The organism is Stenotrophomonas maltophilia (assembly GCF_023518235.1).
GTDB lineage: Bacteria > Pseudomonadota > Gammaproteobacteria > Xanthomonadales > Xanthomonadaceae > Stenotrophomonas.
Genome location: NZ_CP090423.1, coordinates 864790 through 891672 on the forward strand (window position 1 = coordinate 864790; position 26883 = coordinate 891672).

Genomic DNA, 26883 nt, shown 5'->3' on the forward strand with positions numbered 1-26883 from the left:
GGGCCGCTGTTACTGGCCCGGCCCCATGCCGCGGTTCAGTGCAATCGCCTGGGCCACGTTCTGGCTCAACGGCAGGTTGCCACCCGCGGTATCGCGTACCAGCTCCAGCCGCAGCTGGTTGCTGGCGCTCTGGCCATCGCCCACCAGGGCAATGCCCTGGCCGACACTGCCGTTGCGTATCCACTGCTGCACCAGGCCCTGTCCATCCACCTGCAGCAGCAGGCGCGCCTGGTTGCCATCCAATGCCGCAGTGGCATTGATGCCGGCCTGCTGTGTGCTGGCCGAATGCGCGCCGTCGGTGAAGCCGGCGGGCACGGCGCCATCGCGCACGGTCAGCGTGGTCGCATTGCGCGCCACGTTGCCGTCGCCGGCCACCTGTACGCTCTGCACCAGTCCGCTGGCATTGGCCAGCCCGCTGCTGTCGATGCTGCGGCCGGAGGTGTCCGGCAGCGGCGCATCGGCCGCGGTGACCTGCACGCTGGGCTGGAAGCTCAGCCGGGGGGCGCCGCCGCCGCGGAAATCCATGCCCAGCGTCAGTGCGCCCTGCAGTGCGGCGCCATTGCCGGCCTGCCACTGCGACACCATGGTCACCCCGAACCAGGCCACCGTGTTGCCGCCCACGGTGTAGCGCCCCCGCATCAGGTTCAGTTCCGGGTCTGGAATCTCGGTCAGGCCCCGGCCGGGGGCGGCCTCCGCTGCCCGGATCGGCAGGGCAGGCGTCGCCAGCAGCAGGACCATCCAGCAACATTGACGAAACATGTGCATGCCTCCTTCAGAACAGATCGGCGTGGCTGAAGCCGAAGTCGACCAGTTCCGCATCGGTGATCGGCCCCTGCCGCGCGTAGAGCGCGCGTGCACTGGGCCGTTCGCTGGGTTGCAGCAGGACGGTGTTGCGGTCGAAATCACTGCCGATCACCACGAACACGGCGCGTGATGGCCAGGCCGCCAGAAAGTCGGGCAGGGCCAGGCTACGATTGCCGAGAATCGGGTCGGCCACCTCCACGTAGCCGTCCCGCACCTGCTTGAGCACCACGAAGTGGCGGAAGCCGCGCACATCCATCAGCACCAGGCCGGGAACGCGCAGCGTGCGCAGCCGCGCCTCGTCGATGCGATAACCACGCCCGCGCATGCCCAGCGACTCCACGTAGCGCTTGATGTCCAGCAACGAGAAGCCACGCTCGGCCACCAGCGCAGGATCCGATACCCCCATCATCCCTTCGATCACCGTCGCTTCATCGGTCTGCAGGTGGTAGGCATGGCGCAGGATGGTGGCCAGCGCCGCCGCACCGCAGCTGTAGTCGGTGTGCTGGCGCACCACGTTGCGGTAGCGCCGCTCCTGCATGCTCTCCACCTTCTGCTGCAGCAGCGCGCCGTTGGGCAGCACGCCGCTGAAGCGCACATCGCCCGCCCACGCCGGGCCCGTGCCCAGCAGCAACAGGGTCATCAGCAGCAACCATGCGCGGCAACCGAACATGTCGTTCTCCGTCAGCAGGGGGGAGCCCCTGTTCCAAGGGGGAGGAGGAACAGGGGCTCCCGGGGACCCGGCCATTGGCGGACGGCCGGGGTGTTGCGCTTACTCGCCGTTGCCACCACCGCCGCCCGTACTGGGCTGGGCGACCGCCAGGGCGAGGCTGTTGGCCTGCAGGTTGCCGGTGCCGGCGGCCACGTTCACACCGATGTTGCCGGAGGCGCCGGAGAACGCACTGCCCGACAGCGCCGAGGTGTTGGTCGCATTGACATTCACCCAGCGCGTGGTGCTGACCGTGCCGCTGAGGCTGGCGTACAGGTCGGCCACCCCCAGTTCGACGAACTGGCTGGTGCCGCTTTCACGCGTATCGAAGCCCAGGCCGCCCACCCCCGGCCGGTTGGGGTTCATCGTGGCGTTCTGGATCTCGTTGTCCAGATCGATGTGGCCGGTGCTGTTGCCACCCGGGTGCGGCAGATCGCCACTCCACGTATCCAGGTAGTAGTTGGCCATCTGGTAGGCGTTGCCGGTGCCACGGTAGGTGCCGGCGCCGTAGGCCAGGGTCAGGCCACTGACGCCACCGCGCATGCCGACCTGCACCGTATCGGTGTAGGACTGCACGAAGCCGGCATTGCTGACCGTGTTGCCGGTGGAGACCTGGTTGGAACTGATGCTGGACTGGGCAACGGCGGTGGTGGCAACCGATGCGGCCAGTGCGTTCTTCTGCTCGTTGTTGTTGCCCGAGGCGATGTTCACCCCGATGTTGCCCGACGCGCCGCCAAAGGCATTGCCACCCAGCGCCGCGGCGTTGGTCACACCGGAGTTCATGGTGGCGTTGCCGAAGCCGGCCTGGTTGACGAACACTTCGGCGTCGGCCATGCCGAAGCTGAAGGAGGCGTCGGCCGCCGACAGCGAGGCCGCGTTGTCCTGCGCATTGTTGTCGCCGGAGACGACGTTGAAGCCCAGGTTGCCCGAGGCACCGGCACCAACGCTGTCACCGATCGACGCACTGTTGGTGACCAGGCTGTTGCTGGTGGCGTTGTTGCTGATCGACTGCCGGTTGTCGATCACCGCGATCGCGGCCGAGTCCAGGTCGATGTCGCCACTGATGCTCGGATCACCGGAGAAATTGACGTCGGTACTCAGGCGCAGGTCCTTTTCCAGGTTCACGTCGACGCCGTGGTTGTTCTTTTCCTTGCGTTCGTCGGCCTGGATGTTGCTGTGCTTCTGTACGTTGACATTGACGGTGCGGTTGCGCACGTCGTTGTCGGTGTGGTTGTGGGTGTCGTTGCGGGTCTCGCTGACGGTGTGGTTGTGGTTGATGTTCGCGTTGGCGTTCTGGTTGTCCCAGCCATTGGCCGCAGCGGCGGTCGAGGCAGTGGCAATCGCCATGGCGAGCATGGTCTGTTTGACGGTCGCTTTCATGGTGCCCTCTCTCTCATCGGATGGTGCATCGCTTGGGTGGTTGTCACGGGCGGTCCTGCACGACCAGGCCCAGTACGTTGGCCGTATCGTTGCCGCTGCCCGCGACCTGATTGAGTTGCAGGACTCCGTCGAATCCCCGCAGCGCGGTGCTGGCTACACCGGCGCTGCGGGTGCCCGTCGCAACGCCGCGACCGGCGTCGTCCCGCCCCCCTGCCAACGCGGAACCTTCGGCGGCCAAGGCCGTGTCGTCGGTTTCGCGTATGCCCTGTCGGGCCAGCGTCGCGCTGACGACGTTGAGCGTCGTGTTGGCGATGCCGCTGGCCTGGTTGATTGATGCGATGCCGCTGGCGCCCGCCAGTGCATCGCCGCCGATGTCGGCGCGTGCATGCAGCGGCGCCGACAGCACGCGGTTGCCGCCTTGGACCTGCTGCGCGTTGATGGCCACGTCGGCGCGCGCGCCGCTGGCGATGCCGCGCAGATTGCCCTGCAGGTTGAGATCGCCGGCGGCCTGGTTCACCGCGATCGCGCCGTTGGCGCCGGCCAGGGCGCGGCCGTCGATGCGGGTCACGTCGAGGTAGGCCAGCATGCCGGTGTAGTCATCGGCGTGTGCCTGCAGCGGCGCCAGGGCCACCATCAGCAGCGGCCAGCAGTGGCGCTTCACTTGCCACCTGCCGGGGCCGGGCCCTGCAGCGGGAACTGCGCAAGCGCACCGCGGACGGTATCGCCGATGCCGCGTGTGCTGTTGCCGACCGCGCCCAGTGGACCGCTCATGGCGCCACCGAGGCTGCTGCCGAGCATGCCCTCGCTGCTGCGGCCGAGCGTGCCGCCCAGGGCCTGCTGGGTCACCCGCTCGACGGTGGTGCCGTGTGGCGCTGCAGGCCCGGCGCTGCGGCCGGCGCCCATGCCGGCGTAGTCTTCCTCGCTGAGTTCATCCATTCCGCCGCCTGCGGCTCCGGTGCCCAGTGAGGTGGCAATTTCGCGCTGGGGCTTCGGGTCGGCGATCAGGGCCATGCCCGGCGGGGCCATCCGGTATGCCGGCCGCGCCGCCACATCGCGCAGCAGGACAATTTCGCCCGGCTGCGCCTTCACCCCCTGGCGGGCACCGGAGGCGCCGACGGTGGGGGCAGCCGACAACGAGGCCAGTGCCAGTGCGGCTGCCAGGCTGCGAATGAGGGTAGTGCCGTCCATGCCGATCTCCCGCGGTGGGTGCGGCGGAGGGACGCATCAACCGTGCCAACTTCAGGAGGCCCGCCCGGCAACAGATGGCCGGCGCGCGCGCGCCCGGGGTGGCGCCGGGGTGTTACAACGGCGTGGGAAAAGTGTTGGGATTGCGCAGCCCCATGTACCGCAGGGCAAGGCGGGCAGCGACCTGTCGCATTCCTGTTACAGGTGCCGCCGCCGACTGCAACGGTGCCGCTTCAGCCGGCGACTTCTTGACGCGGCGCTCATTGCGCAGCCGTTTAGCGCAGCGCTAGCATCCGCCCAACAAAGGCCGCCGTGGTGGCCGTTAGAGGTCCCGGCGGGGGGCGGCACGCCGGTGATTGCCCGACAGTCCGCCGACGGTGTCCGGTTGCTGGGGGAAGCATGGCGGCGGTCCCGGAGGCTTCTACATCGCGTTGCGTACTCTGGTTTGGTGAACCGCTGGCGATTGAGCGCAGTGCGCTGGCGGCCGCAGGCTGGTACGTGCGCAGCATCCATCCTGATCCGGGCATGGCCATTGGGCTGCGCGGGCGTGACCGGCTGCTGGCCGTGCTCGACCTCCGCCACCTGGATGCAGCCGCGTTGCAGCTGCTGATGCCGTGGATCGAGCAGCACCAGCATCTGCCATGGCTGGCGGTTCTGCCGCCCAGCGCAGGTGCGATGCCGGCAGCGTGGCTGCCGTTGCTGCAGCACTGCCTGGCACGCTTCACGCTGCCATTCGGCTTGCAGGATCTGGTCAGCGCGATGCGCCAGCAGTTCGATGCGGATCCGCTGCCCGCTGAGGCGGCGTGCAGCGGCCAGGGGCCGCGCGCACTGATCGGCGAGAGCCCTGCGCTGCATGCGGTGCGCACAGTGCTGCACAAGTTCGCTCCGGTGGAGCTGCCGGTGCTGGTGACCGGTGAGACCGGCACCGGCAAGGAACTGGCCGCACACGCGCTGCACGCGCTGTCCGGGCGCGCGGGCAACCCGTTCATCGCGGTCAACTGCGGGGCGATTCCGGCCAATCTGGTGCAGTCGGAGCTGTTCGGTCACGAGCGCGGCTCGTTCACCGGCGCCGACAAGCGGCAGATCGGTGTCTTCGAATCCGCGCAGGGCGGCACGGTCTTCCTCGACGAAGTGGGGGACCTGCCTGCGGAGGCGCAGACCAGCCTGCTGCGGGTGCTGCAGGAAGGCACCTTCGAGCGGGTCGGCAGCAGCCAGCCGTTGCGCGCCGATGTGCGGGTGCTGGCCGCGACCCACGTCGAACTGGAGCACGCGGTGGCCCACGGCCGCTTCCGCAGTGATCTCTACTACCGCCTCAACGTGCTGCGCTTGCTGATGCCGCCCTTGCGCGAGCGTGGCGCCGATGTACAGCTGCTGGCCGAGCACTTCCTGCGTTGCTTCCGCCTGCGCCATGCCGTCCGCGCGCGTGGCTTCTCGCCGGCGGCGATCCAGGCGATGCGCCGCTTCGACTGGCCCGGCAATGTCCGAGAGCTGCTGAACCGGGTACAGCGGGCGGCGATCATGGCCGAGGGCGAGCTGATCAACGAGCGTGATCTGGAGCTGGGCGCACCGGTGCAGGTGCTGCCCGGTGCGGTGCTGCACGATGCGCGCGGCCAGGCCGAGCGTGATGTGCTGCTGCAGACCCTGCGCCAGACCGGTTACAACGTGTCCGAATGCGCCCGGCAGATGCAGATTTCGCGGGTGACGGTGTACCGCCTGTGCCGCAAGCACCGGCTGGAGCTGCCTGCGCAGCGCTGATCAGTCCGCGGCCCTGTGCTTGAACAGTCGAAGCGGTTTGCCTGGGACACGTTCGATCACGCCCTTGGCTTCCAGGTCCAGCTGCACGGCCTTCAACCACCATCCGGCCGTTGCACCGGCCGGGAACAGCGATGCGGGCAGCCCCGGCAGCAGCGCCTGCTTGGCCTGCGCCACCGTCATCCCCGGCGGTTGCTTTGGCAGCGCGTCCAGCAGGGCATTGCGCATGGCCATGTACTTGGCGCGATCCACGCGCTGGGTGTGGCCGGGCGTGGTGATGCTCTCGATCTCGATCCGCCCGGACTCAGCCATGAGGGTCTCCGGCGATCTCGATTCGCGGACTGCGCAGGCCCATGGCGATCCATGCTTTCATCAGGCGGGCGTAGAAGCACAGGGAGCGGGTCTTCAGGTTCGGCACATCGTTGGGAAGGGCCGAGGAATCGGGAAGGTCACCGACCATCGTGCGCATTTCCACGGCCGGTCTTGCCGATGCGGGCCAAAGCAGTCCGTACAGGCTCAGCCAGTGGCCGCCGCTGAACTCCAGGAACAGCGGTGTGTTGCAACAGCGTGCCAGCACGCGACGACTGCCGCCCTGGGTCGATGGCCGGAGCGCGCTCAGCAGGGAGTGCCCTGCGTCAATGCTGACGCGATCCTTGCGATGCATGACGAACAGCGTCTCGCCATGCGGCCCCAGCACCTCGGGGGCGCCGGGCCGCGACTGCAGCTGCACACCCGCCCTGCGGCAGCTGTCGCAGCAGCATTCGACGGTGGCGATGGGGCTGCCCGTGACGGTCAGGCGCACCTGGCCGCAGGCGCAGGCCAGCAACTGTTGAGACGGCATCTGCATCTTCTCCTGGGGTGTTCACCTTCTCGACGAACCGCCATGCCGGACATCGACAACAGCCGCCTTCAAGGCGGCTCGATGCGGTAGCGGACCCGGTACAGGTCCAGCCCTTCGCCACCGGGACGTCGTGCTGAGTAGGTCAGCGTGCGGGGGTGCGAACCATCCAGCATGGCGCCGTAGCTGTCGCCAGTGGGTTCGTTCACCGGCGAGGGCAAGGGCTGGCCCGCGCCGTAGCGGCCGCTGTATGCGGAGGCGATGAACTGGCGGACCGGTGCCTTGCCGAAGTCCAGGGCGCGCGCGAACACCACCGTGTGGCCATCGTCGAGGAAGGTAGCATCGAACTCCTGCGCGGCGGTGTTGATGTCTCCTGGCAGCCGCCGCGCAGGCGCAGCCTCCCCGTCCTGCATGCCGGCGCTGTAGAGATCATGTCCACCGGCGCCGCCCGCCCGATCGCTGGAGAACAACAGCGTACGACCGTCCGGCGAGAGCATCGGCGCGAACTCGTCTGCTGCGCTGTTCACTGCGGACCCCAGATTCTCGGGGTGGCCGAAGCGGCCGTCGCCATCCATGCTGACCCGGTACAGATCGTCACCGCCCTGGCCGCCTTCGCGGTCCGAACAGAAGTACACCACGCGCCCGTCTGCAGAGAATGCGGGATCGAAATCACGCCCAGGCGTGTTGAACGGCGCCGGCGTCGCCGGTCGCCAGCGCTCTCCACCGCGCCGCGAGATCCAGATGTCATGGCCGCCGGGACCGCCGGGGCGGTTGCGGCTGAACCACAGCGCGGTGTTGCCGTCGGGGCTCAACGTCAGCCGCACCTCGTCATAGCGCGTGGATGCAACGCCGGGCGCGAAACGTTCGACCGGATCGAGGAACTCCAGCACCCGGGAGGGTGAGGGCACGAGCACTGTCGATGCCAGCAGCACCGTGGCCAGCAGCGCCTTCATGCCTGTCGCTCGAAATAGCTCACCCAGTTGGTTTCCCAACTGCGTCCACCGTCGATGGAGGCGGCCTGTTCCCAGCGCGCCGACCGTGGGGTGATGCGCGACCAGACCACGCGTGTCTGCACCGCGTGACCGTTGTGCTGGTCTTCACCGAAGAACCTTCCGACACCGCGCTCGAAGGCGCCTCGCAGGGGGGCGCCGATCCGGGTGGGTGCGCGACCATCCAGCCACCAGCTCAGCCAGTGCCGCCTGCGCGCGTTCCAGGCGCGGATGCCCATTCCGCGCACTGGCGCGGCAGGCACGTCCATCAGGTTGTCGCCCACGTTGCCGTACCCGCCCAGTACCGGCCAGTTGTGCAGGGTTCCGTTGAAATGCTCCCAGGCATCGCTGCCTGCCAGGCGGGCACGCAGGCGGCGATGGTGGACGTTCCAGTGGCCCACCAGGAAGTCGAAATCAGCCGGGGCATCGGGTAGCGTCGAAAGGGGAGCTGGTGCCGCAGCGGTACGGCGGAACCAGTTGCGCCAGTTGATCTCCCAGTGCATGCCTCCATCGGCGGAGAAGGCCTGCTCCCACCAAGGTTCCTTGCCATGGATGTCGTGCCAGCGGAACCGCACGTCGATGGGCCTTCCGTCGAGCCGATCGGTGCCATGGAAGGTGCCGCCGTTTGCGTCGAAGCGTCCCCGCACGGGCGGCTCGATGCGCTCAGGGTTGCGTCCATCGATCCACCAGATCGACCAGGTGGATGACGCCGGATCAAAGGCGCGCACGCCGAGGCCGCGATAGGCGCCTGAAGGCAGAGCCATCACGTTGTCATCGATGGTTCCCCGTCCGCCCAGGGTCAGCCAGACCGCACTGCTGCCAGCGAAGGACTCCCAGCGCGTATCGCCCACCAGGCGCTCCTTCAGCCGCTGGTGGCGCACCCGCCAGTTGCCCTGCAGCCAGCGCCAATCCTCGCCGGGGCCTGCGGGCGCGGTGCCGGAGGGCAGCGCACGGGCGGCCGCTGCGATGGCCAGGGAGGCCAGGAACTGCCGTCGATCCATGTGCGTGATCCTGCGCCGAAGATGCCCCATGCTTGCGGTGGCAGGGGGGATTGACCACACAGGTATCGGGGCCCAGGCTAAGCCACACTTATGGTGAACCAACGCCAGCTGCCATCGCTTGTCGCCATCCGCGCCTTCGAGGCGGCGGCGCGGCTGGGCAGTTTCGCCCGTGCCGCCGAGGAACTGGACACCAGCGCGGCGTCGGTGAGCTACCACGTACGGCGGCTGGAGGCGCAGACGGGCACCTGCCTGTTCCTGCGACATGCGCAGCATGTGGAACTGACCGCAGCCGGTGCCAGCGCCGCGCAGGAGGCCACACGGGCCTTCGATGCGCTTCGTGCCGGCTTCATGCGTGCGGCGGGCATGGATGCGTCGCATCTGCGCCTCTCCGCGCTGCCGACACTTGGTACCAGCTGGTTGACGCCGCGCCTGGGCAGCTTCCGCACGCGCCATCGGCAGATCGTGCTGGAACTGGACCTGTCGGCCGAGCCGCAGGACCTGGCCGCCGGGCGCTTCGATGCGGCCATCCGCAACGGGCATGGCCAGTGGCCCGGGCTGCAGGCCACGCCGCTGTTTCCCAGCATTTTCACTCCGCTGTGCGCGCCCTCCCTGCTGCCTGCGGCTGCGGATCTTGGACGTCGGGTATTGGATGTTCCGCTGCTCGGGCGGCCCGACTGGTGGGCCCTGTGGTTTGCCGCGCACGGGCATATTCCCGCGCCAGCGCCGGAGAGCGTGGTCAGCCCGTTTGCCGCCGAGCATCTGGATATCGGGGCTGCGATTGCGGGGCAGGGCATCGCCCTGGGGTCGCCGATCCTGTTCCAGGCCGAGCTCGACAGTGGACGCCTGCTGCAGGCACATCCGGGCGTGGCCAGCGACGGGCGCAGCTTCTGGTTCGTGGCCCCGTCTGCACGTAGTCGCAGCGGAAAGGTCTGCGCATTCCGTGACTGGCTCGGCGAGCAGGCTGACCAGGCCCGGCGTGCGGCACGCCAGCACCTGGCCCGCGCGGTGATGCCATGAGCCAGAGTCCGGAACTGCTGCGCCGCCTGCTGCGTGCCAAGGACCGCATGGACCGTGCCAGCCACGAAGACTGGCCGGTCTCGCGCCTGGCCGAGGTCAGTGCGGTGTCGACCGCGCATTTCGCGCGGGCCTTCAAACAGGCCTTCGGCCTGCCGCCGCATCGTTATCTGCTCAGCCGCCGCATCGAGCGGGCGGTGGCGCTGCTGCGCGAGACCGATCTGCCGGTCACCGAGATCGCGGCGCAGACCGGCTGGGCCAGCCTCGGCACCTTCGGCCGGATATTCCGTGACATCACCGGCGACAGCCCGGGCAATGTGCGCCTGCGCGAGCGGTCCGGCCATGCAGGTGCCGATCACGTTCCCGAATGCCACGCCCGCGCCGCGCAGCGCCCGGACCTCAACATCGCAGTTTTGGAGAAGCGTCGCCGCCAGGCGGTTGCTAACGTGGACTCCACCTGAGGGAGGTCCCATGACGAACACCGTGAACACGGTCGGCCTGTATGTACGCGACCAGGATGAAGCGCTCGAATTCTACGTTGGCAAACTGGGCTTCGAAGTCCATAGTGATGTCCGCAACGGCAGCTATCGCTGGCTGACTGTGCGCAGTCCCGGCCAGGACGGATTCCAGCTGGGCCTGTTCGTGCCCGGACCGCCGACCCGCGATGCGGCGACGGCACTGTCCTTGCAGCAGCTGGTGGCCAAGGGCGCGATGCCGCCGCTGGTGCTGGCCGTGGAGGATTGCCGGGCGCGCCATGCGCAATGGCAGGCGCAGGGCGTGGAGTTCACCCAGGAACCGATCGAGCGCTTCGGTGCGATCGATGCCGGATTCCGTGACCCCTCCGGCAACGGCTGGAAGATGATTGAAGCCCGTTCTGAAATGAGGCGGCGGCAATGAGCCGCGGCAGCTGGTCGCGACCGGTGCATCGCTGGACCTCGATCGTGTTCACTGTGACGGTGATCGCCAATTTCATCGCCCGAGGCCTGGGGCAGGGGGAGCCGGCGGCGTGGATCACCTATTCGCCGTTGCCGCCGTTGTTCCTGCAATTGTTCACCGGCCTGTACCTGTTCGCGTTGCATTACGCAGGCAGACGGCGCAGCACCGCGCCCGGTGCTGCGGGGTGATGCAGGCTCAGGCCGCAGCGTCGGCGGCGTAGGAAGCCAGCAGCGCCGGAAGATCCTCCATGCGTTGGAAGATCACCTGCGCACCGGCCGCACGCAGTGCCTCCGGCGTGCTGTGGTGGGGGCCGCCTTCGCTGAAGCCGAACACGGTGGCACCGGCCGCAACGCCGGCGGTCGCGCCGGTGACGGTGTCTTCGATGACCGCGCAGCGCTTCGGGTCCACGCCCAGCGCGGCCGCGGCGGCCAGGTAGACGTCCGGGTGCGGCTTGGTGTTCGGCTGGTCCTGGCCGCTGTAGACGTGGCCGCCGAAGGCGTCGAGGATGCCGACCTTGCCCAGCTGCAGCTGGACCTTGTGCAGGTCGGCACCGGAGGCGCAGGCAATACGCCCGCCGGTCGCTGCGGCGATCGCACGCACCGCCGCCGGCGCGCCCTGGATGGCTTGCAGGTCGCGTTCCAGTGCGATGTTGCGCTGCTGGCGGAATTGCTCCAGCCATGCCTCGGTGAACGGCTTGCCGGTGCGTTCTTCGATCAGCCCGGCCAGGTGGGCCACCGACTGGCCGAGGAAGACCTCGCCGGCCTGGGCCGGGGTCAATGGCCAGCCGCGCTCGGTCAGCATTTCCGAGAGCACGCGGGCCACCAGCGGCTCGGAATCGACCAGCACGCCGTCACAGTCGAACAACACGGCATCGAAGGGGTAGGGGGACATCTGAAGCTCCTGGAACAAGGCTGCGCTGCCATGACCGGCCATTGTCCCACAGCGGCCGAAGCCGGGCATGCGCTCAGGGCCGCATGCCCGGATGCCGCCCTTGCGCCGTTCAGCCCAGGTCGCAGCCGGCCGGCTGCGGCCAGGTGGTGGCCGGCAGCATGTTCTTCAGCGAGGCCGGTGCGTTGATGGCCACGTAGCTGGCACCCAGCAGCTCCTCCAGATCGGCGATGGTCACCAGGTAGCTGTCCAGGCTGCCCAGGTTGGCTTCATTGGGGATGATCCAGCTGATCGCCTTGGCGGTACCGGTGTTCGGGTCGCGGGTGATGATCGTCTTCCAGAAGAACTCCGGCGTCGGAATGCCATGGCTGGCCAGGAAGTAGTCGTTGGCGGCATCGCCGTAGACCACACCACCGTAGACGTCCACCGGCGCGATGTCGCGGTAGCACTCGGCCACATTCTCGGCCTTCACCCAGATGCCCTGGTTGAAGCTGGACACCTGCGGAACGATGTTGGTCATGTAGTTGGCGCGACGGATGTAGGTCGCGTTGTAGTCCATGTGGTTGGAGGTGACCAGATGGCCGCGGTCGTAGCCGGACTTGATGCTGGCGTAGGAGGCGGTACTGTTCTGGCCCAGGCAACCGGCCGGCAGGTCCGGGTCCTTGTAGAAGCTGGACGGCCGCGCCGCCGAACCGGTGTCAGCGGTGAGCGTGTATTCGTAGCGGGTGGCGCTGTGGATGCTGCAATCGTAGGTCAGCACGAAGCCGCCCTTGTTGAGGGTGACGACCTGGGCCTGGGCGGCGCCGGCGAAGGCGCTGAGGACGAACGCGAAGACGAAGCTTGCAAGGCGCATTGCGGTTCTCCAGCAGAAGATTCAGGGCGCAGCGGTCCACCTCGCCCTGGCCGTAGCCAGGTCGTTGGGGAGGCACTGCGGATGCGGAATGCGGGTGCTGCCGATTGCGGTGGAGCGTGACCGCGGCGAAGCGGCCAGACCGGCCGCGCGGTGCCACAAGCGTCACAAGCTGTCGTCTTTCGGTCAACGAGGAAAAGGCGAACCTGTGACAGTGCGCAAGCACTGGCGACGTGTCAGATCAGGCGATGGGTGGGTGAAATGCGCGCGTGCTAAGGCCCGGCATTGCCTGCCGAACAGATCAGGGCTGCGCCTTCAGCATGTAGTCGCCAGCGCGTGCACCGGCCACCACCGACCAGCCCGGCGCGAGCTGCAGCGACCACCCGTCACCCTGCAGAAGCGGCCCGCCCGTTGCCGGGGCCTGCACGAGCACGGCTTTCCAGTCGCTCTGCATCAGCGCACCGTCGGTCACCTGCAGCGTGCCCCAGTCATCGGTCAGGCGCAGCGTCGGATACACCGCGCCGCTGCCCGGCAACGGCTGCACGCTGTTGGGGTCGAACTGGATGCGCATGCGGCGCAGGTCCAGCCGCAGCACCGGCCCGGTCACGAAACGCGCGTGGTTGCGTTCAATCTGTGCCTGCCGATGCTGCGCGCGCAGCGTTTCAGCGCGGTGAAGCGCTGCACCGTCGTAGCGGTTGGCCGCCGCGCGCATCGCCGGTTCGTCCAGGGCTGGTTCGATGCGCGACGCCTGCGCAAGCAGCGTACCGAGATCGCGGGCGTGCTGGCCGAGCGCGCTGCGCCAGCGCGGTGCGGCCTGGTCCAGCAGCAGGCCGTAGGCCGGGCCGGTGGCATAGGCGAACGATCGGACGAAGCTGCGGTCGTCGACGTGTGCGCGAAGATCGTGCAGCGCGGCCTCGATACGTGCGGCCGGTGTCGGATTGCCGACCCGCACGCCGGTGTATTCAGCCAGGCCCTCGTTCAATTCCAGCGCCGCCTCCTCCTTCGCGGCCGCGGGGAAACGTCGATGGCGCTCGGCCCGGAAGGCGAGAGCGTCGCTCAGCGCGACGCGTCGGGCGTCGCCGTCGTTGGCCGACAGTGCGGCGGCCAGTGCGCGCCATTCCAGTTGCAGCAGATAGCGCCCATCGAGGGTGTCGAGATGATCATTACCGCCTTCGGCCGGCCTGGCGATGGGTAGTGCCGGCTGCAGGCGATGGAACATCTCGTGCGCCAGCAACGTGCGGCGCCGCGCGTCATCCTGTGGCAGTGGCCACAGCAGTTGTGTCCAGCGTGTGCCGGACCAGTCGATGGCGGTGTTGGCCACCAGTGCATCGGGGGGCAGCTGGCCGACGAAGACCGCGCCACGCGCGCTCAGGGCGCCCTGTGCATCGTGCTGCGATGCCTTCAGCTCACGGCTGGCGGCATCGACCAGCATCATCGGTCCACAGAGCGATGCGCCCCACAGCGCGCCGTCGTCAGCGCGACACAGCGCATCGGCTTCCCTGAAAACAGCATGCGCCGCAGCATCGGCCATCGGTGCTTCAACCGCGCCCGCCCGCCCGATCACGCAAGGCAACAGGCACATCAGTGCGTAACGTCGCAACTCCATGGCATCCCTGCATCGGTGTGTGGCGTGCGCGCATGGTAGCGGTTGCGGCCGATCGCCGTTGGCGGGGCGATGGCGCCGTCCATACCCGGGCGTACAGCGGGGCACCGCGCCGTCGTGCAACAAAAACTGTGCGACACGTCAAATTTTAGGGTAGTGTCGGGGTCGCTGCCGGGGACGCAGCGAGGTGTGCAGCGTTGGGGACGACGCGCGGCACCAGCAATTGAAGCACCAGACACCACAGCGCCGGCGCTGCGCCGGCGTGCATCTCGGGCTTTCATTGAAGGGGTATTCGATGCGCAATGCATGGATCAAACGAAGCAAATGGGTCGCGCTGACACTGGTGGCCGGTGCCGCTCTGGCGGCCGCCGCCGTCGGCGTGCGTAGTACCACCACCCAGTCGAAAACCGGCAATCCCTCGGTGGATGCGCGTGCCGGCAACCCTGCCGGTCCGGCCGCCACCGGCCCCGGCAGCAGCCTGGGCGAGCTGTCCAACCGCTACATCGTGGTCTACCGCGAGGAACCGCTGGCCACCTACAAGGGCGACATCCAGGGCCTGGCGGCGCCGGAACGCCTGCGGCCCTCGGCCAGTGCCGCACGCGCCGCGGCGGCCACCGGCAATACGCCCACCCCGCGCATCGCCGTGCAGGGCGCACGCTCGCGCGACTACGTGCGCTTCCTGGCCGGTCGCCAGGCGCAGCACGAAGCGCGCATCAACGCCACGCTCGGCCGCAGCGTGCGCGTGGAGCGCCGGATGCAGCACGCGATCAACGCCTCGGTGCTGCAGATGAATCCGCAGGAAGCCGAGCAGGTGCGCCAGCTGCCCGAAGTGGAGCTGGTGGAGGAGTACAAGGAGTACGAACAGGACACCGATGTCGGTCCGGGGCTGATCGGTGCCACCGCGCTGTGGAATGCCACTCCGACGCCGTATCGCGGCGAGGGGATCGTGGTCGGCGTCATCGACTCGGGCATCAACTTCGGCAGTCCGGCTTTCACTGCCCGCGCCGAAGATGGCTACGAGCACATCAATCCGCTGGGCGCAGGCACCTATCTGGGCACCTGTGCCCCCGGTGGCGTCGATGAGGGACGCTGCAACAGCAAGCTGATCGGTGGCTACGATTTTGTCTGCACCGCACCGGGCAACCAGTGCGGCGTGGCCGATGTACGCGAAGAGCCTGGATTCGGCGATACCAACGGCCACGGCAGCCACACCGCGTCGACTGCGGCAGGCAATCCGCACACCGCGTCCTACCGTGGCAACCAGATCCACATTTCCGGTGTGGCCCCGCGCGCCAACCTGATCGCCTACGACGCCTGCTACACCGAGGTGTCCAGCGGCCGTGGCCTGTGCCCCAATACCTCGACACTGGCGGCCGTGAACCAGGCGTTGGCCGACGGTGTGGTCGATGTCATCAATTACTCCATTGCCGGCGGCACCGCACCCTGGGGTGAAGCGGTGTCGCTGGCCTTCCTCAATGCGTCCGATGCGGGCATCTATGTGGCGACCTCGGCCGGCAACTCCGGCCCGGGCCCCAATACCCTGGGGCATCTGGAACCCTGGACGGGCAGCACCGCCGCGGCTACCCACGGGCGCGGCGACATCGAGCTGTACGCCGCGGTAAGCGGGCCTGGCGTGGTGCCGCCGGAGCTGAGTGTGATCCTGCTGACCGAGGGCTCCGGTGGCGTGCCGTTCACCACGCCCATTGCCGCCAGCACGCCGCTGCGGGTCAGTGCCGGCATCGACACCGCCAATGATGGCTGCGCCGCATTCCCGGCCAACACCTTCCAGGGCGCGATCGCGGTGATCCGGCGTGGCTCGTGCAACTTCAGCGACAAGGTCAACAATGCGGCCGGTGCCGGTGCCATCGCGGTGCTGATCGCCAACAACCAGCCCACGCCGATCCTGCCCAACGTGGCGGGCGCCACCATCCCGGCCTTCGCCATCGACCAGGCCGACGCCAATGCGCTGCGCACCTTTGCCAACAGCGTGGGCAATGCCGCTACCGGCGGCATTGCCTATCCGGCCACCAAGGTGAGCAACACACCGGATGTGCTCGGTGATTTCAGCTCGCGCGGCCCGGCCGGCGTGTTCGATCTGGTCAAGCCGGACGTGACCGCGCCGGGCGTGCGCGTGCTGGCGGTGGTGGCCGGTACCAGCGTGACCGGCTCGGAGAACGCGGTCGGTCTGATGGATGGCACCTCGATGGCCTCACCGCATCATGCCGGTGCGGCCGCCCTGCTGCGCCAGGCACGACCGGACTGGACCGTGCAGGAAGCGCGTTCGGCGCTGATGATGACCGCGCGCCAGGAGGTGATGAAGGAAGACGGCGTCACCCCGGCCGATCCGTTCGCGATGGGCGCCGGTCGCATCCAGGTCGATCAGGCACTGCGCGCCGGTCTGGTGCTGAACGAGACCAAGGCCAACTTCCTGGCCGCCAACCCCGCCAACGGCGGTGATGTGGCCTCGCTCAACATCGCCAGCATGGGCAAGCGCAAGTGCCCGGACAGCTGCAGCTTCACCCGTGTGTTCCGCAACGTACTGCCGACCCGGCAGACCTGGACGGCGAAGGTGACCGGCCTGACGGCAGTGGTGTCGCCGTCGGTGTTTACCCTGGCGCCGGGCGAAAGCAAGGCGGTTCGGGTGATCGTCACCACCGGTGCGGTGCCCAACGATGGCAGCTGGCGGTTCGCACGCCTGACCGTGGCGCCGCAGGGCGGTGACACCAGCCAGCCGTTGCTGCGCCTGCCGATTGCAGTTTCGGTGCCGCCGCCGCAGATCGCCGCCACGCCGCCGAGCAGCTCGCTGACCCTGCCCACCGGTGGCAGTGGCTCGGTGAACCTGCAGATCACCAACACCGGCGGTTCGCCGCTGGAATGGCAGATCGACAACTCCGGGGTAGGCACCCGCACGCTGGTCGCGCAGGCGCCGAACAACGCCAACGGGCGCCGCTCCACGCGCTTCACCGATGCCGCTTCGGTCGGGGCGCGCGCACAGTTGTCCGCCGATGACTTCACCCTCGGCGAGACCACCGGCATTACCCGCATCGTGGCCGATGGCTTCGTCAACGGCGGCTCGCTGGCCACCTCGACCAACCTCAACTGGTCGATATTCCGCGACGTCGGCGGCAACCCGGAAGGCAATCCGGAATCGAGCCCGCAACTGGCAGTGTGGTCGCATACCGCAACCGTTGGCAGCGCGGGCGTGAGCACGTCTGCCACCCTGGCCAGCATCAACCTGGACATGGCCGCCGCCGGGCAGAACGTCAGCCTGCCTGCCGGCCGCTACTGGCTGGTGGTATCGGTGCGCGCGCCGCTGGCCACCAGCTGGTTCTGGTTCAACGCCACCAGCGGCGACAGCGTGTACCGCGGCGCGATCATCAACCCGGACGGCAGCGGGGCCTGGTCGGCCACCACCGGTGCGCCGGGCCTGGCCTACGGGCTGGGCGGCAGCAACGCCTGCGGTGCCGGCTGGATCGGTACGCCCTCGCGTGCGCTTGGCCGCATCGTGGCCGGTGCCAACCAGACCACGCAGGTGCAGATCAACGCCGGTGGGCTGGCGCCAGGCAACTACTCCGGCTTCGTCTGCGTGGGCAGCAATGACCCCACCACGCCGAAGACCGCCGTGCGTGTTGCGTTGACGGTCACACCGTAAGGCGCGCGCAGCATCCGGGCCGGTCCCGCAGGGGCCGGCTCGTTCTCCAGCGTTTCCGGCCGTGGCCGGAGACCTTCCTTGATGGACCTTGGGGGTACCGTGAAGACGATGCACAAGCACATCCTTGCCGTGGCGCTGGCCATGGCAACCGCGCCGGCGTGGGCCGGTGATACCTGCCAGCTGGACGATGGGTTCGGCGGCGTTTCCAGTGGTGGCGCGACCGCCGGCGGCGCCGCGTCGATGGCCTGTGGCAACGGAGCCGATGCCAGTGGCGATCTGTCCGCTGCCGTTGGTACCGGCGCCAGCGCCAGCGGCACCGGCAGCACCGCCATCGGTGCCGCCAGCAGTGCCTCGGGCGACCAGAGCGCGGCGGTCGGCGTGGGCGCCTCCGCGTCCGGCGCCAACAGCGCAGCAATCGGTGACAGCAGCACCGCCAGTGGTGATTTCAGCAGCGCCAGCGGCTCCGGCAGCTCCGCCACCGGTTCGTTCGCAACGGCGTCCGGTGCCGGCAGCACGGCCAGCGGCGAGAACAGCACCGCGGTGGGCAGTCTGTCCGAAGCCAGTGGTACCAACAGCAGCGCACTGGGCAACGGTGCCGTGGCCTCGGCCAACGACAGCGTTGCACTCGGCAACGGCTCGGTAGCCGATCGTGCCAACTCGGTGTCGGTCGGCAGTGCCGGCAACGAACGTCAATTGACCAATGTGGCCGCCGCCACCCAGGGCACCGATGCGGTCAATCTCAACCAGATGAACGCCGGCAACGCCGCCACGCTGTCGTCGGCGAACGGATATGCCGACACTCGGGCCGCCGCTGCCGTGACCACGGCCAATGCCTACACCGACGCCAGCAGTGCGGCAACGCTGTCCTCGGCCAACGGCTACACCGACACCCGCGCCGCGGCCGCCGTCACCACCGCCAACGCCTATACCGATGCCAGCAGCGCAGCAACGCTGTCGTCGGCCAATGGCTACACCGACACCAAATCGGCGCAGGCGGTCACCACGGCCAACGCCTACACCGATCAGCGCCTGGCCCAGTTCGCCGTGGACAACAACGGCCTGCGCCAGGAGATGGAGCGCCGGCTGCGCCACCAGGATCAGCGCATCGATCGCATGGGCGCCATGAGTTCGGCGATGTTGAACATGGCCATCAATGCGGCTGGCTCGCAAAGCCCGCGCGGTCGCATTGCGGTGGGTGCCGGCTTCCAGGGCGGTGAGCAGGCGCTGTCGATCGGCTACGGCAAGCGCATCGGCGAGCGCGCTTCGTTCTCGCTGGGTGGAGCCTTCAGCAATGGCGAGAAGTCCGCAGGCATGGGCTTCGGCGTCGATCTGTAGTCGAGGGCCCCGGGCAGGGGGCGGGTAACGCCCCCTGTTCAGCATTGAATGCCTGACAACATGCCTCCAACGGCATGTTGCGTCGCAAGGTGCCAGCCACCATTCGCACTGGTACGGTCCAGCCCGTTGCATACCAACAACGGGGAGAGACGACGATGCGCAAGCTGGTGCTGATGTTGATCCTGCTGACGGGCCTGGCACCCTCCGCCTGGGCGGCCACGGTCAAGACCACCCATACCACCATCAACAGCTGGGACGGAACGCCACTTGGCGCCTTCGTCATCGAGCCGCAGGACGCCGGCAGCGGACGGTTCCCGCTGCTGGTGATGCCCAGCAGCTGGGCTGTGCCCAGCGCCGAGTACGTGGGCGTGGCGCAAGCCCTGGCCCGCCGAGGCTACATCGTCATCAGCTACAGCTCACGCGGCTTCTGGGAGTCGGGCGGCAACATCGACATTGCCGGCCCGGCCACGGTCGAAGATGTCAGTGCGCTGATCGATTGGGCCCTGGACAACACGCGCGCCGATCCGGCGCGGATCGGCGTTTCGGGTATCTCCTATGGCGCCGGCACCAGCTTGCTGGCGGCCGCGCGCGATCCACGCATCAAGGTCGTGGCCGCCTTGAGCGGCTGGGCCGACCTGGAGGCCTCGCTGTACAGCAACCGCACCCCCAGCGCGCAGGGCATTGCCTTGCTGGTGGCGGCCGGGCTGGCCACCGGACGCCCAGGCTCCGAGCTGGCCACCATCAACCGCAACGTGCTGCTGGGCAATTTCCAGGGTGCAGTCGATTCGCTGTTGCCGGTCGCGGCCCAGCGCAGCCCGGCCAGCAGCGTGGATGAGATCAACGCCAACCGGCCGGCGGTGTTCCTCGCCAACGCCTTCAATGACAGCCTGTTCCCGCCCGGCCAGCTGGTGGACTTCTTCAACCGCCTGCAAGGGCCCAAGCAGCTGCAGCTGCGCCACGGCGATCACGCACTCAACGAGCTGCTCGGTGCGCTGGGTATTCCCAATGAAGTCTATGAGCAGGCGGGCGACTGGTTCGATCACTACCTCAAGGGCGTGGACAACGGCATCGATCGCCAGGCCGCCGTGCAGCTGAAGTCGCAGAAGGGCCTGTGGAGCCGCTATCCCAGCTGGCAGGCCACCGGCAATGGCGCCGTCAGCTACGCGCTCACTGCACCCGGCGGCCTGCTGCTGCCCACCGGCGGCCTGGCCGAGAACGGCCGCAGCACCGGCTGGAACTATCGCATCGGCAGTGGCCTGTTGACCGCTGCCAACTCGGGCGTGGCGATGGCATCAGGCGCCCTGCAGATGATCAACCTGCCACCGGGCGCGTACATTCCGTTCGTGGGCCGCAATGCCGCCGGCGTCTGGCAGGGCCCAGTGCAGTGGAGCGCGCGCCGGCTCGATGGAATGCCCGAGCTGCGCGTCACGGTCACGCCCAGCCGCGCCAATACAACGCTGTATGCCTACCTTTACGCCGAAGACGTGCTTGGCAATGGACAGCTGATCAGCCACAAACCCTACACGCTGCGCGATGCGACGCCGGGCCAGGCACAGACCCTGGACCTGCGCCTGGAGGCCAGCAGCTGGAACCTGCCGGCCGGCAGCCGCTTGACGCTGGTGATCGACACGGTGGATCTGCGCTACGCCGGCATCAGCCAGCTGGGCGGAGCGGTGACCTTCAGCTCGCCGGCCGCGTCGCCTTCGCTGCTGAAGGTGCCGCTGCACTGAGGCGCACCGGCAGCCTGCATGCCACAGCTCAGAGCGGCTGTGGCAGCAGGGTCCGGATCGCCTCGTGCTGCTTGGACAGCGTGGCCCTTTGCACGAAGCCCTGGATGATCGACGCGGCAACCTTGCGCTGGTTGTCCATGTCCAGCAGCGGGGCGACCTGTCCGGACCCGGTGGGGGAGTCACGGAACGGGCAGCCCACCGCATCGGCAGTGGTCAGGGTGATGATCGCCTTGGCCAGGCGTGCCGAGGGCGCGCGCTTGGCGTGGAAGATCACCAGCGTGCGCTCGTAGCTGATGCCGGTGGGGCGCACCGTCGAGTGCAGGGTGTCTTCGATGGTCACGTGCCGGCCGTCAATCCAGTCCAGCGCCTGCATGCAGTTGGCGATCGTCGCACGGCACAGCGTGGCGTAGTCGGTGCGGATGACCATCGCGTAGTCCACGCCGGAGACCGGCACCCGGTTGAGGTCCAGGTAGGGGTTCTGCGCCAGTGTTGCCACCAGCGCCAGGTCATCGCTGAAACCGCAGGCGGTACCGAGGGGGGCGCCCAGGCGCTGCAGCAATGTTTCCATCCATTGCATGCCCCACTGGCGCCCCGCCATCAGCTGATTCCGTTGCCGGACGGTCAGCGCACCCTGTTCGACGCCTGCCATGGCGTCGCGCATGGCGTCCTTCACCGCCGTCATGCAGGCATCGACCTGCTTCATGCAGTCAGCGCCAGCGGTATGGACCGGCGTGGCGGAGATGCCGTCGATCACCCGCTGGAACACCGACAGATCACGCTGCTGATTCAGATACCAGTCGTGGATGCGCTGCACGTTGCGGCGGCGCTTGTCCAGCTTGTCGGCGCCGGGCCAGTTCGGATAGGCCGCGATCTCGCACAGCATCGTCAAGCCTTCCCAGAGGTGATACTCCATGCTGGGCAGCGGCAAGCGCCAGCGCTCATCGGCACCGGCATCTTCGGTGATCACCAGATGGTTGCGCACGATGTCCGACCACACCGTGATGGCTTCAACCGTGTCGCGGCGCGGCGTGGTGACATCGATCAGTTCCATCAGGATCGGCCGTGGCGTCACTGGATCATCGCCGGTGGGTGCGCGCGGATCCTTCACCCAACGCGCATGCCAGGTATACCCCAGGCGATACAGCACGAACGGCTTGATGCCATCGTTGAGAATGATCCCAGGTGGAGGTGGGGGTGCTGGCGCGGGTTGCACCGGCGGCACCACCTGCGGCGCCGGCGCCGGCAGCACCGGCGCATTGGATGGCGCGGTCGCTGCCTTGGTCGATCCGATACCCTTCAACGGCGTGCTGGTGAACAGATGCAGCCCGGCGCGGTCGCGCTCGTAGACCTTGCGGAAGGTCTGCGGGTTGTCACAGGTCACCAGGCACGATTGGCCCGGCGGAACGTAGATGTCGACCGTGGTCAGATCCACCACCTGGCCGCACAAGGGGTTCTGCGCGGGCGGGGCGAGGCTGATCTCCAGCGCGATGTTCAGACCGGCCGGGCCCATCACCTCGATCACGATGTCCTCCACCCCTCCGTGCAGGGCGTCCTGGGCCGGAATCGGAATCCAGGGATTGATCACCACCTGGGTGTCCCAGTCGGACCTGCCGAAGTCGAACAGGGTCGGCGGCGGCTCTGCCGGGCGTTCGATCAACGCGTCGAGGGCGTTGCCACCTTTTACGTAGAAGAACAGCAGCGCCTGCTCAGGCCTCAGGTTGTAGTCGCGGCGGACCGTGCTGACCAGGCTGCGCAGGCGGTCCTTGATGTCCGACAGGGCCTTGACCACCACCGAGCGCACCTCCGGGTACGCCTGGGCGTTGTTGATCTGCGCGGTCAACTGCTTGCTGATGTGGCGACGCGCCTCGCGTTCCGGCGTGCTTTCTTTCATGGGGAGCCTCGCAGGGAGAGTGGGGCAGGGGGGCGACTCAGCGCGGGGCCAGCAGTGCGGCGATCGCGCCGTACCAGTCGATGGCCTGGCTGCTGCGCCGGGCGCGCGCCAACGCGCGGGCCGCACCCGGTACCGATACCGGTATGCGCACACCGAGATACCGGCGCAGATCGCGGGTGGCGACCAGCACGGCGGTGTCCACTTCCCAGTCCGAAACAGCCGTTGCCGCAGGGCGCGCACTGCCGAGCAGGCCGCGGGTGTTGCGCGCGGCCAGATCCGCAACCCGTTGCAGCTCGTGCGGTGTGGTGCGGAAGCGGACCAGCGAGAAACTGCCGCCGCCTTCCGGAAACACACGTGCACGCAGGTCACACGCAGCGTGTCCCTGCGACAGCCAGATGCCCAGCTCTTCGGCAAACTCGCGGCGTGCGGTGTGCTCGCGCCATTCGTCGTTCAGGCGCCCACCGCCGGGCAACGACCACTGGCCGGCTTGGTTGACCAGCACCGGCACGATCGCATCCGACCATTCGCGAACCTCCACCACCAGGCGCGCGGCCAGCACCTGGGCGCCGGCCCAGTCCGGCGCGGTTCCCGCCTCGGGCTGCAACGCCGCCGACAACTCAGCCACGGTGGTGCGCGCCACACTTCCAGGCGGCGGTGTCTCCGGGCGCTCGGTGTACAGCAACTCAAGCGCGGCCAGGGTCTGCAATGCCACCTCGGCAATGGGGGCCCTGTGATCCGCGTTGTCGCGGGCCTGCGCCAGCGCGTCGCCGGTCTGCGGCAGCGAACGCTCGCCATCGCGCGCCACGGAATCAGCGGCGCGCAGGGCATCGGACAACAGGTCCGCCGCCTGGTTCCACTGCTGTTCGGTGGCCGCGGTACCGGAGGTGCAGATGGCCAGCACCGCGACCATCGCCTCGGCAGAGAGCACGACGACGGCGTTGCTGCCCCACCAGCTGTTGAACACCCGCTTGCGGGTGATCAGGTAGTGGTCGCCATCCCATAAAGCGACATAGACCTGGTTCATGGCATCACCCTCCTACGCGCAGAAGACGATGAGGGACGGTGGCTGCGCACCACGCTGCTGTCGGGTTCCACGAAGGGGTTGCCATGTCTCGCTCCTGCGGGCTTGAGGGGTGGAGGCGGCAACACAGCGCGATGGACCACGGCACGTTGCATTGACGTGCGATCACTCTAGGGGCCGGTCGGAAGCGACGATTGGCGCCAGCCACGGAAAATGCGGTGCGATTCGACGTAACCCGGTCGATTCGATGCATTGATTTCGCCGCAGGCCAAGTACGGGCAAAGCACGCGCGCCGCACGGGCCTGGACAGGCCGGGCGTTGCCTCAGGGCTCAAAAGGTGATTACCGCGGCGGCATTGCGCCGCCTGGCGGCTATCGAATCGATTGCGGCACGCGCCGCAGCCTGCCCACGTCGTAGCCCATCTGCGCGATCCGCTGCACGGCCTGCTGGTAATCCTGCTCGGACACCTTCGGCGTGCGCGCCATGTACCAGACGTAGTCGCGCTTGCTGCGCGCGACGATGGTCTGGCCATAGTCATCGTCCAGCCAGGCAATGATGTACTCGGCCTGGATGGGCCAGACGAACTGCATGCCCCAGACCGCGCCCTGGCCTTCCTTCTCCACGCGTCCGATCGGGTGCATCGACCGCTGCGGGGCGGCAAAGCTGCCCTTGCGATAGGTGAAGGTGGTCTGGATGCGCCCGTCCGGCCGCAACGCGTAGCTTTCAATCGCGTCGTAGGCCTCGCGCTCCGGCCACGAGGGAATGTGCGCGATCACGTACCAGTCGCCCATGAAGCGTGGCACATCCACCGAGGGTGGGCGTGGCAGCGCACGGGTGTCCTGGGCACTGCAGCCGGAACCGAACAGGCCCACGGCCAGCAACGGAAGCAAGGAGAACAGGCGCATGGATCACCTCAGCGAGGGCGGAACAGGTAGTGGGCCACCAGCCATTGCTGGCCGCCGTCATAGCCGAACAACTCGGCACAGGCCATCCAGAACATCCGCCAGCGCTGCCACCAGATCCGGGCGGCGGCCTCGCCGTAGGTGGCGGTCAGCACCGGCATCACCCGCTCGCGTGCCGCGTCCTGGTTGGCCAGCCAATGCTCGGCGGTGCGCTGGTAATGGGTGCCATCGAGCAGCCAGCGCTGCTCCAGCCGCAGGTCGCGCTGGAAATGCAGCAGGGTATCGGCCGCCGGCATCAGGCCGCCGGTGAAGAAGTGACGGCCCATCCAGTTGTCGCCGCCATCGGTCTCGAACGGGTACATCAGGGTGCGGTGCGCGAAGATGTGCACGAACAGGGCGCCATCGGCCTTCAGCCAGCGGCCGATGCGCTGCAGCAGCTGCGGGTAGTTGCGTACGTGCTCGAACATCTCCACCGAAACGCAGCGGTCGAACCGTGCGTCGGGCAGCGCCAGCTGGTTGACGTCACAGGTGAGCACCTCGACGTTGCCCAGCCCACGTGCAGCGCACTGCGCCAGGATGTGCTCGCGCTGGCTGTGCGAGTTGGAAACGGCGGTGATCCGCGCATCTGGATAACGCTCGGCCATCCACAGCGTCAGCGAGCCCCAGCCACAGCCCAGCTCCAGGATCTGTTGGCCATCGGCCAGTGCAGCGCGCTCGCCATACAGCGCCAGCATCGCTTCCTCGGCCTGGTCCAGGCTCTCCTGCCCGCTGGCGTAATAGCAGCTGCTGTACTTCAGGCGTTTACCCAGGCAGGCCTGGAAGAAGGCAGCAGGCACCTCGTAGTGCTGGCGATTGGCCGCGTCGGTATGCAGTGCCACCGCGCTGCCGGCCAGCTCGGCAATGCGCTGCCGGAAGCGCGCGGACTGCGCCTCGATGCCGCCGCGTGTTTCTTCATGCAGTCGCTGCGCGCACAGGCGGCGGATGCCCGCGCGCAGCGCCGCATCGGGCACCAGGCCGCGCTCGGCCCAGCCGATCAGGCCGGTCTCTTTCGTGTCGTTGGCGGGCAATGCAACGGTGGCGGTCATTCTGGCTGCTCCTGGGTACGACGGGGAAACCACGGGAAGAACATCGGCGTGCTGCGCTGGTAATCGCGATAGTCGTCGCCGCGGCTGCGCAGGGCCTGTTTCTCGGTAAACGGGATGCCGCTCAGGTAGCGCAGGAACACGTACATCAACAGGGGCCCGGTCCAGGCCAGCCACCACAGCGGTGAACCCACCGCCAACAGCACGTAGGTGAACCAGTGCAGCCATTCGAAGAAGTAGTTGGGATGCCGCGAGTACCGCCACAGGCCGGTACGGCAGGTCCGGCCCTGGTTGGCCGGATCGGCGCGGAAGCGTGCCAGCTGGCGGTCGGCCAGTGCTTCACCGCCCACACTCAGCAGCCATACGGCCACGGCCGCCAGCAGCCAGGGCGACAGGCCCGGGCGCGGATGGGCGGCAGCGGCCACAAAGGGCAGGGCGAACATGGCCACCAGAAGCGCCTGCGCCATGAAGAAGCCGAAGATCCGCCGTTGATCACCCTGCCAGTGCTCGCGCAGGTAGCGGTAGCGCCCGTCCTCGCTTTCATGGCGCACGCGATGCCACAGGTGCAGCGCGAGCCGGCTGCCCCACAGGCCGCCAAGCACACCCAGAGTTACCCGTGGCGCCAGCGCGCCGTCACCCAGCACCGCCAGCAGCAGGGCCGATGCGCCTACGCCTTTGGCCCACAGCACATCGACCACGCCGATGTTGCGGTGGCGACGTTGCCAGGCCCAGCCCCAGCACATGATCAGCACCGCATACAGCAGCACCCACAGCAGCGCGCTCATGGTGACACTCCTGCCAGCGGTGGCGTCGCCGCTGCCCAGCGCCGGGCGGCAAGGCACAGCACAGACAGCGCGATGCTCCAGCCTGCGCCGAGCAGCAGCACCCCACGCCAGGCTGGTGCGATGAACTGCACCGCACCGAAGCCGCGCGCGGCGGAAAGATAGGCCAGTGGTGCCAGCAGCAGGCCGAACAGGAACGGCAGCGCGGCATGGCGCTGCAGGAAGCGCATCGACGAGGTGAGCGTCATCGCGAACGCCGCCCACAGCGCCAGGATCCACGGTGGTGGCGCCCAGCCCAGCGGCGCTGCGGCATAGCGCACGGTGCCACTGGCGGCGGCGCTGGCATCCACCAGCCAGGCGCACGCCAAGGCAAGCAGGATCAACCGCAGGTCCAGGCGGACGTGCGGAGAGCTCGACAGCTGGCTGCCGATGTACAACGCCGCACCCAGCAGCGCAGGCCACTGCAAGCCGCGGCCCGCGCCGGCCACGGCGCACAGCCAGACCAGCTGGTTGCCCACCAGGTTGACCCAGGGCCGGCGCAT

25 protein-coding genes and 2 pseudogenes are annotated in these 26883 nt (G+C 68.2%); 9 read left to right on the plus strand and 18 right to left on the minus strand.

Annotation, left to right across the window (positions count from 1 at the left end):
• Positions 1–9: 9 nt before the first annotated feature.
• From LZ605_RS04225 to LZ605_RS04245, 5 genes are all read right to left on the minus strand, one after another.
• On the minus strand, positions 10–759 hold the full coding sequence (locus LZ605_RS04225; RefSeq protein ID WP_249843937.1) for a hypothetical protein: 750 nt from the start codon (positions 757–759) through the stop codon (positions 10–12).
• Positions 760–772: 13 nt separating this feature from the next.
• Complete coding sequence (locus LZ605_RS04230; RefSeq protein WP_249843938.1) at positions 773–1474, minus strand: C39 family peptidase; 702 nt, start codon at positions 1472–1474, stop codon at positions 773–775.
• A 99-nt stretch (positions 1475–1573) separates the two neighbouring features.
• Positions 1574–2890: an adhesin gene (locus LZ605_RS04235; protein WP_249843939.1), complete on the minus strand. Its 1317-nt coding sequence runs from the start codon at positions 2888–2890 to the stop codon at positions 1574–1576.
• A 43-nt stretch (positions 2891–2933) separates the two neighbouring features.
• Complete coding sequence (locus LZ605_RS04240; RefSeq protein ID WP_249844989.1) at positions 2934–3524, minus strand: hypothetical protein; 591 nt, start codon at positions 3522–3524, stop codon at positions 2934–2936.
• A gap of 23 nt (positions 3525–3547) precedes the next feature.
• Positions 3548–4078: a hypothetical protein gene (locus LZ605_RS04245; protein WP_249843940.1), complete on the minus strand. Its 531-nt coding sequence runs from the start codon at positions 4076–4078 to the stop codon at positions 3548–3550.
• Between the two features lie 396 nt (positions 4079–4474).
• Here LZ605_RS04245 and LZ605_RS04250 point away from each other — a divergent pair, with 396 nt between their 5' ends.
• A complete protein-coding gene (locus tag LZ605_RS04250) occupies positions 4475–5830 on the plus strand; it encodes a sigma-54 interaction domain-containing protein (protein WP_249843941.1) in 1356 nt (451 codons plus the stop codon).
• On the opposite strand, the gene LZ605_RS04255 is transcribed toward LZ605_RS04250, so the two are convergent.
• The 4 genes from LZ605_RS04255 to LZ605_RS04270 all read right to left on the minus strand — a co-directional run bounded on the left by LZ605_RS04255 (position 5831) and on the right by LZ605_RS04270 (position 8655).
• Positions 5831–6139 carry a DUF6958 family protein gene (locus LZ605_RS04255; RefSeq protein ID WP_249843942.1) on the minus strand — a complete coding sequence of 103 codons (309 nt, stop codon included), beginning with the start codon at positions 6137–6139 and terminating at the stop codon, positions 5831–5833.
• Positions 6132–6674, minus strand: a complete 543-nt coding sequence (locus LZ605_RS04260) for a GFA family protein (RefSeq protein WP_249843943.1) — start codon at positions 6672–6674, stop codon at positions 6132–6134. The genes LZ605_RS04255 and LZ605_RS04260 overlap by 8 nt, the downstream gene beginning before the upstream one ends.
• Before the next feature lie 62 nt (positions 6675–6736).
• Positions 6737–7618 carry a TolB family protein gene (locus LZ605_RS04265; protein WP_249843944.1) on the minus strand — a complete coding sequence of 294 codons (882 nt, stop codon included), beginning with the start codon at positions 7616–7618 and terminating at the stop codon, positions 6737–6739.
• Entirely contained in the window at positions 7615–8655 is a 1041-nt protein-coding gene (locus tag LZ605_RS04270; RefSeq protein WP_249843945.1) for a hypothetical protein, read from the minus strand. Before LZ605_RS04270 ends, LZ605_RS04265 begins: the two co-directional genes overlap by 4 nt.
• Before the next feature lie 90 nt (positions 8656–8745).
• Between LZ605_RS04270 and LZ605_RS04275 the strand changes: the two genes are divergently transcribed.
• Genes LZ605_RS04275 through LZ605_RS04290 form a run of 4 tightly spaced genes read left to right on the plus strand, consistent with a single transcriptional unit; the run spans position 8746 to position 10793 of the window.
• Complete coding sequence (locus LZ605_RS04275) at positions 8746–9672, plus strand: LysR substrate-binding domain-containing protein (RefSeq protein WP_249843946.1); 927 nt, start codon at positions 8746–8748, stop codon at positions 9670–9672.
• Positions 9669–10130: a helix-turn-helix domain-containing protein gene (locus LZ605_RS04280; protein ID WP_249843947.1), complete on the plus strand. Its 462-nt coding sequence runs from the start codon at positions 9669–9671 to the stop codon at positions 10128–10130. The genes LZ605_RS04275 and LZ605_RS04280 overlap by 4 nt, the downstream gene beginning before the upstream one ends.
• Positions 10131–10140: 10 nt before the next feature.
• The gene (locus tag LZ605_RS04285) at positions 10141–10566 is read left to right on the plus strand and encodes a VOC family protein (protein ID WP_249843948.1); all 426 of its coding nucleotides are present in this window, start codon (positions 10141–10143) and stop codon (positions 10564–10566) included.
• Entirely contained in the window at positions 10563–10793 is a 231-nt protein-coding gene (locus LZ605_RS04290) for a hypothetical protein (RefSeq protein ID WP_249843949.1), read from the plus strand. The genes LZ605_RS04285 and LZ605_RS04290 overlap by 4 nt, the downstream gene beginning before the upstream one ends.
• Before the next feature lie 7 nt (positions 10794–10800).
• Here LZ605_RS04290 and LZ605_RS04295 read toward each other — a convergent pair whose 3' ends face one another.
• From LZ605_RS04295 to LZ605_RS04305, 3 genes are all read right to left on the minus strand, one after another.
• Positions 10801–11496: an HAD family hydrolase gene (locus tag LZ605_RS04295; RefSeq protein WP_249843950.1), complete on the minus strand. Its 696-nt coding sequence runs from the start codon at positions 11494–11496 to the stop codon at positions 10801–10803.
• Between the two features lie 109 nt (positions 11497–11605).
• The gene (locus LZ605_RS04300) at positions 11606–12346 is read right to left on the minus strand and encodes a DNA/RNA non-specific endonuclease (RefSeq protein ID WP_249843951.1); all 741 of its coding nucleotides are present in this window, start codon (positions 12344–12346) and stop codon (positions 11606–11608) included.
• 298 nt (positions 12347–12644) lie between these two features.
• Complete coding sequence (locus LZ605_RS04305) at positions 12645–13949, minus strand: hypothetical protein (protein ID WP_249843952.1); 1305 nt, start codon at positions 13947–13949, stop codon at positions 12645–12647.
• 292 nt (positions 13950–14241) lie between these two features.
• Between LZ605_RS04305 and LZ605_RS04310 the strand changes: the two genes are divergently transcribed.
• The 4 genes and pseudogenes from LZ605_RS04310 to LZ605_RS04320 all read left to right on the plus strand — a co-directional run bounded on the left by LZ605_RS04310 (position 14242) and on the right by LZ605_RS04320 (position 20663).
• Positions 14242–17598: a S8 family serine peptidase gene (locus LZ605_RS04310; RefSeq protein ID WP_249843953.1), complete on the plus strand. Its 3357-nt coding sequence runs from the start codon at positions 14242–14244 to the stop codon at positions 17596–17598.
• 240 nt (positions 17599–17838) lie between these two features.
• Positions 17839–18240: pseudogene (locus tag LZ605_RS23150) on the plus strand (YadA-like family protein); the annotation flags it as partial.
• Positions 18241–18693: 453 nt separating this feature from the next.
• Positions 18694–18933 (plus strand): annotated as a pseudogene (locus LZ605_RS23155) (YadA-like family protein); the annotation flags it as partial.
• 155 nt (positions 18934–19088) lie between these two features.
• Positions 19089–20663: a CocE/NonD family hydrolase gene (locus LZ605_RS04320; protein ID WP_249843955.1), complete on the plus strand. Its 1575-nt coding sequence runs from the start codon at positions 19089–19091 to the stop codon at positions 20661–20663.
• A 28-nt stretch (positions 20664–20691) separates the two neighbouring features.
• On the opposite strand, the gene LZ605_RS04325 is transcribed toward LZ605_RS04320, so the two are convergent.
• From LZ605_RS04325 to LZ605_RS04350, 6 genes are all read right to left on the minus strand, one after another.
• A complete protein-coding gene (locus tag LZ605_RS04325; protein WP_249843956.1) occupies positions 20692–22554 on the minus strand; it encodes a hypothetical protein in 1863 nt (620 codons plus the stop codon).
• A 37-nt stretch (positions 22555–22591) separates the two neighbouring features.
• Entirely contained in the window at positions 22592–23578 is a 987-nt protein-coding gene (locus tag LZ605_RS04330) for an NUDIX domain-containing protein (RefSeq protein WP_249843957.1), read from the minus strand.
• 368 nt (positions 23579–23946) lie between these two features.
• The gene (locus LZ605_RS04335) at positions 23947–24480 is read right to left on the minus strand and encodes a lipocalin family protein (RefSeq protein WP_249843958.1); all 534 of its coding nucleotides are present in this window, start codon (positions 24478–24480) and stop codon (positions 23947–23949) included.
• A gap of 8 nt (positions 24481–24488) precedes the next feature.
• Positions 24489–25562 carry an SAM-dependent methyltransferase gene (locus LZ605_RS04340; RefSeq protein ID WP_249843959.1) on the minus strand — a complete coding sequence of 358 codons (1074 nt, stop codon included), beginning with the start codon at positions 25560–25562 and terminating at the stop codon, positions 24489–24491.
• On the minus strand, positions 25559–26344 hold the full coding sequence (locus LZ605_RS04345; RefSeq protein ID WP_249843960.1) for a DUF1295 domain-containing protein: 786 nt from the start codon (positions 26342–26344) through the stop codon (positions 25559–25561). Before LZ605_RS04345 ends, LZ605_RS04340 begins: the two co-directional genes overlap by 4 nt.
• Positions 26341–26883, minus strand: a complete 543-nt coding sequence (locus LZ605_RS04350) for a DUF2878 domain-containing protein (RefSeq protein WP_249843961.1) — start codon at positions 26881–26883, stop codon at positions 26341–26343. Before LZ605_RS04350 ends, LZ605_RS04345 begins: the two co-directional genes overlap by 4 nt.